9 protein-coding genes are annotated in these 9833 nt (G+C 65.4%); 3 read left to right on the forward strand and 6 right to left on the reverse strand.

What is annotated here, in order from left to right:
• On the reverse strand, window positions 1–253 hold a 253-nt coding region (locus tag VFJ08_RS00825; RefSeq protein ID WP_324994167.1), incomplete at its 3' end, for an RNA-binding S4 domain-containing protein.
• A gap of 38 nt (window positions 254–291) precedes the next feature.
• Here VFJ08_RS00825 and VFJ08_RS00830 point away from each other — a divergent pair.
• Both VFJ08_RS00830 and VFJ08_RS00835 read left to right on the forward strand, forming a co-directional pair.
• Entirely contained in the window at window positions 292–573 is a 282-nt protein-coding gene (locus VFJ08_RS00830; RefSeq protein ID WP_324994169.1) for a DUF3634 family protein, read from the forward strand.
• 53 nt (window positions 574–626) lie between these two features.
• Window positions 627–1292: a glutathione S-transferase N-terminal domain-containing protein gene (locus VFJ08_RS00835; RefSeq protein WP_349256924.1), complete on the forward strand. Its 666-nt coding sequence runs from the start codon at window positions 627–629 to the stop codon at window positions 1290–1292.
• Between the two features lie 742 nt (window positions 1293–2034).
• Here VFJ08_RS00835 and VFJ08_RS00840 read toward each other — a convergent pair.
• Genes VFJ08_RS00840 through VFJ08_RS00850 form a run of 3 tightly spaced genes read right to left on the reverse strand, consistent with a single transcriptional unit; the run spans window position 2035 to window position 5499 of the window.
• Window positions 2035–3399, reverse strand: a complete 1365-nt coding sequence (locus tag VFJ08_RS00840) for a sigma 54-interacting transcriptional regulator (protein WP_324994173.1) — start codon at window positions 3397–3399, stop codon at window positions 2035–2037.
• On the reverse strand, window positions 3396–4019 hold the full coding sequence (locus VFJ08_RS00845; protein ID WP_324994175.1) for a hypothetical protein: 624 nt from the start codon (window positions 4017–4019) through the stop codon (window positions 3396–3398). Before VFJ08_RS00845 ends, VFJ08_RS00840 begins: the two co-directional genes overlap by 4 nt.
• On the reverse strand, window positions 4006–5499 hold the full coding sequence (locus tag VFJ08_RS00850) for a HAMP domain-containing sensor histidine kinase (RefSeq protein ID WP_324994178.1): 1494 nt from the start codon (window positions 5497–5499) through the stop codon (window positions 4006–4008). The genes VFJ08_RS00845 and VFJ08_RS00850 overlap by 14 nt, the downstream gene beginning before the upstream one ends.
• 94 nt (window positions 5500–5593) lie before the next feature.
• On the opposite strand from VFJ08_RS00850, the gene pmbA reads away from it, so the two are divergent.
• A complete protein-coding gene (pmbA, locus tag VFJ08_RS00855) occupies window positions 5594–6976 on the forward strand; it encodes a metalloprotease PmbA (RefSeq protein ID WP_324994180.1) in 1383 nt (460 codons plus the stop codon).
• A 349-nt stretch (window positions 6977–7325) separates the two neighbouring features.
• Here pmbA and mgtE read toward each other — a convergent pair whose 3' ends face one another.
• Together mgtE and VFJ08_RS00865 are read right to left on the reverse strand one after the other, a co-directional pair.
• Window positions 7326–8690 (reverse strand): magnesium transporter, encoded by a 1365-nt coding sequence (mgtE, locus tag VFJ08_RS00860; protein WP_324994182.1) that lies wholly within the window; start codon window positions 8688–8690, stop codon window positions 7326–7328.
• Between the two features lie 150 nt (window positions 8691–8840).
• Window positions 8841–9833 (reverse strand): phosphoenolpyruvate--protein phosphotransferase (locus VFJ08_RS00865; protein WP_324994184.1); only part of this gene is annotated, 993 nt, incomplete at its 5' end.

Raw genomic sequence — 9833 nt, forward strand, 5'->3', positions numbered from 1 at the left:
CCGGGCCACGCTGCTCGGAAACAGCCTCGATATCGACTTCGAACACCATCTCGCCCTTGGTCATGCGGAGGCGCTGACCGGCGCGTAGCGCCGCGCTCGGCTTGGCCTTGTGCCCGTCGATTTCGACCTTGCCGCCCTTGACCGCGGTCGAGGCCAGGTTGCGGGTCTTGAAAAAACGGGCCGCCCAGAGCCACTTGTCAACCCGTACGGCGGGCGCGGCCGAGGATTGCGACTTGCATGATGATTGGCTCATGTCGAGACTCTGACAGGCCATGACCGCCAGGCCAAGACGTGCTCGACCGATTCCGACTCAATTACCGTCTCGCTGTTGAACCCGACGGCCGCGTGACCACCTGCGCCGGCCGGGCGCCGGCCGGATTCGTGGCCGCGGTGGCCGATATCGTGCGCCTGCACGCCATCGAGCGCGGCACGATCGAATGCAAGGGCCGAGGCCGTGCGGCGCGGCTACGTTTCGCCGGCGGTTTTCCCGAACGCGGCCGACAGGCGATCCGCAACGTCTGGAAACCCCCGGTCGGCCCCGGGCCGGGCGGTGGCCGGCGCGCGGCCGGCTGACGTAGCGCTGCCGGCGGGTTATGGTTGGAGACGTCATCATCACGAAGTCGGCCATGATCACGGTCCATCATCTGGAAGACTCGCGCTCGCAGCGGGTGCTTTGGCTGCTCGAAGAACTGGAGATCGAGTACCGGGTCGAACGCTATGCGCGCGATCCCGAGACCGGGCTCGCGCCCGACACGCTCAAGCGCGTGCATCCGCTCGGCAAGTCGCCGGTGATCAGCGATGCGACCCGGACGGTGGCCGAAACCGGCCTGATCATCGACTATATCGTGCGCGAGCACGGCGATGGACGGCTCGCGCCCGCGCCGGGCAGCGAAGACCATCTGCGTTATGCGTATTGGCTGCACTACGCGGAAGGCTCGCTGATGCCGCCGCTGCTGTTGCAACGGGTCTTCGACACGGTGGAGAAGAAGGCGCCGCTATTGGCGCGTCCGGTGGCCAAGGCGATCTCGGGCCAAGTCAAAAAGAAATTCATACGGCCGCAGCAGCAGCTGCATTTCGATTATCTCGAAAACGAACTGCGCAGCCACGAGTGGTTCGTCGGCGATGCGTTCACGGCCGCCGACATCATGCTCAGTTTTCCGATCGAGGCCGCCGTGGCACGCGCCGGCGCCGGCCGGCGGTGTCCCAAACTGCGAGAGTTCGTCGAGCGTATCCAGGCCCGACCGGCTTATCGCCGCGCTTTGGAGCGCGGCGGGCCGTATGCCTACGCCTGACGCGCACGGATAAAAAAGCCGCCTGACGGCGGCTTCGGATGTGGTCGCTAACGTGGTGGCATACCGCGTTGCCAAAATAAATTTTGATAATAATAAATTTGATGATAATCGCCGGATCGGGCCGGGCTACGCCGAGGCACGAGGGGGGACCGGGAGAAACTCCGACCCGACCGGCGAAACAGGTGCGAGCGTTGCGTTGTCGATCGCCTGGATCGTTCTGGTATGGATCGCTCTGGCCGGGCCGTTACGCCGAGGCACGAGGGGGGGGGACCGGGAGACCGGCCCGACCAAGCGAAACCAGATCGCGCAACTCACGCGAACTCTTTACAAGCGTCATAAACCGCCGGCGTCGATCCGATGCTGCCGCCGCTTCATGTGTCGCTTGTATTGGGCAAACTCCTTCTTCGTAACCTTGCCGTCGCCGTTCGCACCCATGCGCGAATTTCGCTGTCAGCGCTGCCGCCACGGTTCGGTCTATGAACAATACCTATCCGCATTAAAGCAATCGCCGTGCCAAAGAATGGTTTTGCATTCTAAAACAATTAATTAAGGCGTATTCGGAAAGATCGTCGCCAAAGTGCTCCGCGCACAGCGTCAGGCCATCGTAAAAAGCGTCGCCGATCGGCGACGGAAATATTTTTGGCCTTATAACTCTCTGATCATTAACCGCTAGTTATGTCGTTATAGGGCGACAGGTCGGCCGTGAACGCGATAATCCTTTGTCGCCTGCGGGCAACAGGCGTTAACGCTTGTATTCGCTCGGGTCGATGGCGTGGCGGGAGAGCAGTTTGTAGAACTCGGTGCGGTTGCGCTGGGCCAGCCGCGCGCTGCGGGCGACGTTGCCTTCGGTGATGCGCAGCAATTGCACCAGATAATCGCGGACGAACTCGTCGCGCGCCTGGGCCAATGGACGAATGCTCGATGTGGAGGCGTTCGGATCGCCGTGCTGCGCAAGCGCTTTGTCGACCGCCGCGCGGCCGACGACCGGGCCGCGGGTCAAGGCGACATTGTGTTCAATGACGTTGGATAGCTGCCGAATATTGCCGGGCCAGCTGTACGCGGTCAGTCGTTCCATCGCCTCGGGCGCATAGACCTTGGAACGACGACCGGAACGACGCGCCAGGCGTTCGAGAAAATGACGCACCAGCGGCGCGATATCCTCGGCGCGCTCGGCCAGCGCGGGCAGCGCCAGACTGACCACGGCAAGCCGATAGTAGAGATCCTCGCGGAAGCCGCCCGCTTGCAGCGCGGTGTCGAGATTGCGATGGGTGGCGGAAATCACGCGGACATCGACCGGCACGCTGTACTGCCCGCCGACCGGACGAACCTCGCGCTCCTGCAGCACGCGCAGCAATTTGACTTGCAGCGCGAGCGGCATGTCGCCGATTTCGTCGAGGAAGAGGGTGCCGCCCTCGGCCGAGCGGAACAGGCCGGGCTGGGCGGTCTTGGCGTCGGTGAAAGCGCCTTTCTCGTGGCCGAACAACTCCGATTCCAGCAGTTGCTCGGGCATCGCCCCGCAGTTGAGCGCGACGAAAGCACGTCGCGCGCGCGGGCTTGCCTCGTGCATGACGCGCGCCATGACTTCCTTGCCGGTGCCCGATTCGCCGGTGATCAGGATGCTGGAATCGGTCTCGGCGACCATGCGCGCCTCGGACAGGCGTTCGCGCATCAGCGGCGAGCGGGTCACGATCCGGGCCTGCCAGATGCGCTCCCAGTCGCGCGTCGGCAGGCCGCCCTGGGCGAGCGCCTGGTCGACTCGGGCCAGCAGTGTGTCCTTGTCGACCGGCTTGGCCAGGAAATCCAGCGCCCCGGCCTGGGTGGCCGATACCGCTTCCGGAATCGTGCCGTGCGCGGTGATCACGATCACCGGCACGTTGGGGTGATGACTCGACAGGCGCTCGAGCAGAGCGAGGCCGTCCATGCCGTCCATACGTAAATCGGTGATCACGCATTCGGCGCCGAAGTCCGGTAGTAGCTCGAGCGCACGATCGGCGCTTTCCACACTGGTCACGGTATGCCCGGCGCCTTCGAGGCGGATGGTCATCAGGCGCCGCAGGCTGGGGTCGTCGTCGACTAGTAACAGCCGGCCTTTGCGGTGCGCGCTCACGGATGATCCTCGACGTTGTCCAGGCGATCCTCGATGTTCGACAGCGCGTTGAGTTTCTTTCGTGCCATAAACAGGCGCTTCTCGAGTTCGGCGATGCGCCGCTCGGTGTAGCTGTCTTCGCTGGACAGGCGTTTCTTGAGTTCGGCGATATGCCGCTCGGTATGGCTGTCTTCGTTCTCGGCGGCCTCGCGAGTCTGAGTCAATTCGCCGTAGAGCCGCGCATAATCGCCGAGATATTGACGCGCGTCCGGATCCCACGGCGCCGGCTCGGTTTCGAGCGCGAGTTTGGCGTAGCGCGCCGCGCCGTCCGGCGTGTACAGCCGTTGATGCGGCGAACCGAGCGCGAGCGCCAGATAGGCATAGCTGATCGCGCCGGGGGTTTTGCGTACTTGCTTGCGCGCCGCGCGGACCGCGGCCTCGCGGCCCTCGGGCGTGGTGCGCGCCAGCCGCCGAGCGTAACCGAGCAGGGTCAGCGCCGGCGCCGAAAGTTCGGCCGGCATCGGCGGCGTGGGCGGCGCGGTTTTTTCGTGGGCGCAACCGGCGATCCCGACCGCTAGCGCCGCCGCGATCGCCAGCGCGATTGCCAGGCCCGCGCGGGCGCGTCGGTCAGACTTGTGCATTCTGCGGTGGAATATGCACATGAAAGACGCTGTCCCGGTCGCCGCGCCCGACGACTTCGGCGCGCCCGCCGTGGGCTTCGACGCAATCGCGGACCACGGACAGGCCGATGCCGCTGCCCTTGACCGCCGATCTGCCCCCGGGCGTACTGCTGCCGCGTACGAAGGCTTCGAAGATACGTTCGCGTTCGGCCGGTGCCACGCCCGGCCCGTCATCCGATACATAAAGATCCGTCCCCCCGCTCGGGCCTTGTTCAACCTCCATGCGGATAATGCCGCCGGGCGGCGAATACTTGACCGCGTTGGCCAACAGATTATCCACGATCAGATGCAGCCGGTCGGCATCCGCGGTCAGAAGGATCGGGCCGAGCGGCCGCTTGACTCGCAATCCGTGTGCCTCGATCGCGAGTTTCTGACGTTGCACTATACGCTCGATCAGCGCGGCGAGGTCGAACTCGGCGTATTCCAGCCGCGCGCGCTGCTGTTGCCAGGCGGCGGAATTCAGCAGATTGTCGATCAGCGTCGCCAGATCCTGGCTGTTGGTCTGCAGGATCGTGGCGACTTCGCGCTGCGCGTCCGTGAGCCGTCCGACCGAGCCGTCGGCCAGCAGCTCCGTGCCTTCGCGAATACTGGCCAGAGGTGTCTTGAGTTCGTGCGACATATGCCGGATGAACTGCTGTTTTTCCTGGTCGAGGGTGGCCAGACGCCGGCGCATCCAATCCAGCCGTTCGCCCAGGCGGTCGAGTTCGGCCGCGGGCGCGACGATCGACACCGGCCGGGAAAAATCGCCGGTGCCGAGATGGCCGACCGCGGCCAGAATCTGGCGCAGCGGCCGCGTGATCACGAACGTCAAAAACAACCCGAGCGCGACCGCCGCGGGAATGAGCGCGAACGCGCAGACCAGCAGAAACAGGCGTGCATGACGGGCGGTGCGCTGCAAACGGTCGAGTTCCTGATCGACGAACCGGGTGCCCTGATCGGCGATCGCCTCGGTCGCGCGCCGGACCGCGTTCAGCGCGGTGATCACCTGATCGGTCTGCCGGCGGCCGGTGCCCAATTGCCGCGCCAGACCGGCCACCGTCCGGCGCAGCGATGACAGATTCCAACTCGGCACCGTGTCCAGATGCAGTCCCGCCAGCGCTATCAGCTCGTCTTCGAATTCCTCGGCCTGCGACCGGAAGCGGCGCAGCAGCTCCGGGTCGCCGAGCACGCGATACTGGCGGGCGCTGCGTTCCATGCCGATCAGCAGGCTGTTCAGGCGCTTGCTGTCACGGGTGACCGCCACGCCCTGCATCACCAGCCGCTCGCTCTGGGTGTTGAGCTGGTTCACGTAGACCACGCTGGCCACGATCGCGACCATCAGCGGCGTGGCGACCACGGCAAAGCTGGCCAGGACCAGACCGTTGATCGAGCGCGGCCGCAGCAGTACGCCGAGCAGACGACGCAGCGTCGTCGTCTCGTTGTGAGGATCGCCCCTTGGCATCGCCTCAGCATACCCGTTGAGTGCAACACGCGCTTATTGCACCCATTATCGTCCGGCGGCTATTTTGGCGGTTTGTTTGCACCGCAGAGCCTGCATGAGCCAAACCACCGACGCCGACACCCGCGAACTGCCGAACGCAGACGAACTGCGTGCAGCATTGACCACGATGCTTGCGCGTGCGGCGGCCGCCGGCGCGGATGCCGCCGAGGCCAGCCTGTCGGCCTCGCGCGCGCGCTCGGTCTCTGTGCGCGACCGGGCGCGCGAGTCGTTGGAATACGAAGGCGATCGTTCGGCCGCTATTACAGTTTATCGGGCTGTCTATCGGGCCGGCTATCGCGGCCAGGCTACCGGCAGCGCCTCGACCACCGATCTGACGCCGGCCGGGCTGGCCGCGGCGCTCGATCAGGCACTGACCATCGCGCGTTTTACCGAAGCCGACGAATATGCCGGTCTGGCGGATGCCGAACTGATGGCCGGCGAGTCGCCGGAACTGGCGCTGTACAACCCGTGGGCGCTCACATCCGAGGCGGCTCAGGACCTGGCGCTGACGGTCGAGGCGGCCGCGCTGGACGCCGATGCGCGCATCGCGCAGACCGAGGGCGCGACCGTCGCCAGTCAGGATGCGATCAGCGCTTACGGTAACAGCCACGGTTTCATCGGGATCGAGCAGGCGAGCCGGCACGCGATCTCCTGTACCGCGATCGCGCGCGACCGCGAGGGCCGCATGCAGCGCGAGATCGCGTTCTCGCAGGCACGGCGCGCCGAGACGCTGTTCGCCCCGGCCGAGATCGGCGCCCTGGCCGCCGAACGCGCCCTGGCGCGCCTTGGCGCCCGGGCCGCGCCGACCGTGAGCGCACCGGTACTGTTCACGCCGCGCGTGGCGCGCAGCCTGTGGAGCCACCTGTTCGGCGCGATCAGCGGCGGCGCGCTGTATCGCAACGCCAGTTTCCTCAAGGACAAGCTCGACCGGCGCATTGCCGCGTCCGGGCTCACGTTGCGTCAGGTTCCGCATCGCCGTCACGGGCTGGCGAGCGCCGGATTCGACGACGACGGCGTGGCCACCGGCGAGCGCGACCTGGTCGCCGATGGGGTGCTGCGCTCGTACCTGCTGTCGGCCTATTCGGCGCGTCGGCTGGGGCTAACGACGACCGGCAACGCCGGCGGCGTGTTCAACGTCGACGTGGCGCCGGGCGACCAGGATTTCAACGCGCTCGTCGCCGGCATGGGCCGCGGCCTGGTGGTGACCGAGCTGATGGGCCAGGGCGTGAACCTCGTCAACGGCGACTATTCGCGCGGCGCCGCCGGCTGGTGGGTCGAAAACGGCGAACTCGCCTATCCGGTGGAAAACGCCACCGTCGCCGGCAATCTCGCCGACATGCTCACCGGCATCGCCGCGCTGGGCAACGACGTGGAATACCAGAGCGCCCTGCGCACGCCCTCGGTGGTGATCGACCGGATGACGATCGCCGGGTCCTGATAGCGGTCGAAGCGTCTTTGAGCTAGAACCATAAAGACAAGACCTTCCGCAGATTACGTAGATGAATGCAGATAAGACGAAAGAAACAAAGCGTATTTATCTTTAATCTGTGTCTTTCTGCGTAATCTGCGGATAATACCAACCTGTAAAAGCAATGGCCTACCGGTCAAAACAGTCCGAAAATAACGCAAATGCACGCAAATAAGACATGCGTATACGCTTTTCTCGCTTTCATTTGCGTTTGTTGGCGTTCATTTGCGGACGAATTCTGGCTTCATGAAAATCGATCAATCTTTATGAGGGTTGGTATAAGCCTTTCTTTCCTGTTTGCATGTATTCGTCTTTGAAGTTAGTGCAGTAAAAATAGCGTGCCGAAGCCGAGGAAGGCGCCGAAGCCGACGACGTCGGTGAAGGTGGTCAACACCACCGAGCCGGCAAGCGCCGGGTCGATACCCATCTTCTTCATCGCCAACGGTATCGCGACCCCGGTGACCGCGGCGTTGAGCTGGTTGACGATCAGGGCCCCGGCCATGATCACCGCCAGCCCGAACTGGTGAAACCAGACCAGGGCGATGCCGCCGATGACGACGCCCCAGAGGATGCCGTTGATCAGCGCCACCGCCACCTCCTTGGCGAGTAGGGCGCGGGCGTTGGCGAAACCGATCTGGCCCAGCGACAGCCCGCGGATCATCAATGTAAGAGTCTGCGAGCCGCCGATGCCGCCCATGCTCGCGACGATGGGCATGAGCACGGCCAACGCGACGATCTGCGACAGCGCGTTCGAGAACAGGCCGACCACCTGGGCGGCCAGGAAGGCGGTCGCCAGGTTGGCGCCGAGCCAAATCGCGCGGCGGCGCGCGCTACGGGCGATCGGCGCGAACACGTCTTCTTCCTCGTCCAGGCCGGCCAGGCTCATGATGCTGTGTTCGGCCTCGTCGCGGATCACGTCGACCACATCGTCGATGGTGATACGGCCGAGCAGCAGCCCGTCGGGGTCGACCACCGGCGCCGAGATCAGGTCGAGATCCCGAAAGCGCTTGGCGACCTGGGCGGCCGGCATGTCCACGGCCAGCCCGTCGATGTCGGTGTTCATCACTTCCGAGACATCGCGCTCGGGATCGAGGGTGACCAGCTTGGCCAGCGATAACATGCCGAGATAACGGCCGTAGCGCGAGACCACGAACAACGACTCGGTATCGTCGGGCAGCGACGCGCGTTGCTTGAGATAGCGCGCGACCACATCGAGCGAAACATCCGGGCGCACGGTGACCGTGTCGTTGTTCATCAGGCCGCCGGCGGAGTCCGGCGCATAGGCCATGACGACCTTGAGCCGCTCGCGATTCTGCACGTCCATCGAGTGCAGCATTTCGCGCGTGACCTGCTCGGGCAGATCCTCGATCAGATCGGCCAGATCGTCGATCGGCATGCCTTCGGTGGCCGCGAGCAGGGCCTCGCGGTCCAGGCTGTCGATCAGTTCGGCGCGTACCTCGTCGTTGACATGCAACAACGTCTCGCCGTGGTCTTCCTCGGGCACCAACGCCCAGACCACCTCGCGCTTGGCGCGCGGTATCGATTCCAGCAGCAGCGCGATCTCGGCCGGCGACAGCGACGCGAGCATCGGTTTGAGCCGGCGCATCCGGCCCGATTCGAGGGCGGCGTCGAGCGACGTCAGGCGCTCTTCGAGGGTGTCCATCTTGGTGGCGGGCTCGCTCATGCGACGGGCCTCGGCGGGGCGGCGGGGAATGGCTACAACATAGCGAAAAACGGCGATTTTTTCAGCCGTTCGCGGCGCGGCGATGCGCTCTTCAAAACCGCGACGACAGCTCGCTTCGGCCAGCGACAGCCGACCGGCCGGCGTGGTTCGCTACTCGGCGTTCTCGCGCGTCAACCCGGCGAGCGCCTCGCGGTAGGTGTGGGCGTCGGTCAGTGCGAGAATCTCCGCGGTGCGCCGGCGCAGCCGGGCCACGTCCGCGCCCATCACCGCGCGCTTGACCTCCAGCACGCTGGCCGGATGCATGGAGAATTCGGTCAGGCCGAGGCCGAGCAGCAGCGCCGTATAGCGTTTGTCGGACGCCATCTCGCCGCACATCGATACCCCGATGCCCGCGGCGCGCCCGGCGTCGATGGTCATACGGATCAGGTTCAGCACCGCCGGGTGCAGCGGATCGTAGAGATAGTTGATCTCGTCGTCGATACGATCGATGGCCAGGGTGTACTGGATCAGATCGTTGGTGCCCAGCGAGAAGAAATCGCAGTGGCGCGCCAGCGTCGGCGCCGCCAGGGCGGCGGCCGGCACTTCGATCATGGCGCCGACGGGCAGCGCCGGATCGTAGGCGAGGCCTTGGCCGTCAAGTTCGGCGGCGACCTCGCCGATCAGGTGCCGGGTCTGGCGCATTTCGGCCACGGTGGAGATCATCGGCAGCATGATGCGCATCTCGCCCTCGGCCGAGGCGCGCAGCAGCGCGCGTAGCTGGGTGCGGAACATGGCGGTTTCCTTCAAACACAGCCGGATCGCGCGCAGTCCGAGCGCCGGGTTGGGCGAGATCTTGTCCGACCGGCCGAGACTCTTGTCGGCGCCGGCGTCCAGGGTGCGGATGGTCACCGGGCCGTCGATCGAAGCCACGACCTGACGGTAGATCTCGAATTGTTCTTCCTCGCCGGGCGAATCCTCGCGATTCATGAACAGGAACTCGGTGCGGTACAGCCCGACGCCCTCGGCGCCCACGGCACCGGCCTCGACCGCATCGCCGGGTAGCTCCACATTGGCGAGCATGGCCACGCGCACGCCGTCGGCCGAGACCGCGGTTTCGTCGCGCAGCACCGCCAGCATGCGCTGGTAACGGGCGTCGCGCTGCTG

Origin of the sequence: Salinisphaera sp. (assembly GCF_035690525.1) — a bacterium.
Classification (GTDB): Bacteria; Pseudomonadota; Gammaproteobacteria; order Nevskiales; family Salinisphaeraceae; genus Salinisphaera.

What these genes read in the sequence shown, in the direction of transcription:
- VFJ08_RS00835 (WP_349256924.1), top strand. Translation starts at nt 627, where the DNA reads ATGATCACGGTCCATCATCTGGAAGACTCGCGCTCGCAGCGGGTGCTT.
- VFJ08_RS00845 (WP_324994175.1), bottom strand. Translation starts at nt 4,019, where the DNA reads ATGCACAAGTCTGACCGACGCGCCCGCGCGGGCCTGGCAATCGCGCTG.
- VFJ08_RS00850 (WP_324994178.1), bottom strand. Translation starts at nt 5,499, where the DNA reads ATGCCAAGGGGCGATCCTCACAACGAGACGACGACGCTGCGTCGTCTG.
- pmbA (WP_324994180.1), top strand. Translation starts at nt 5,594, where the DNA reads ATGAGCCAAACCACCGACGCCGACACCCGCGAACTGCCGAACGCAGAC.
- mgtE (WP_324994182.1), bottom strand. Translation starts at nt 8,690, where the DNA reads ATGAGCGAGCCCGCCACCAAGATGGACACCCTCGAAGAGCGCCTGACG.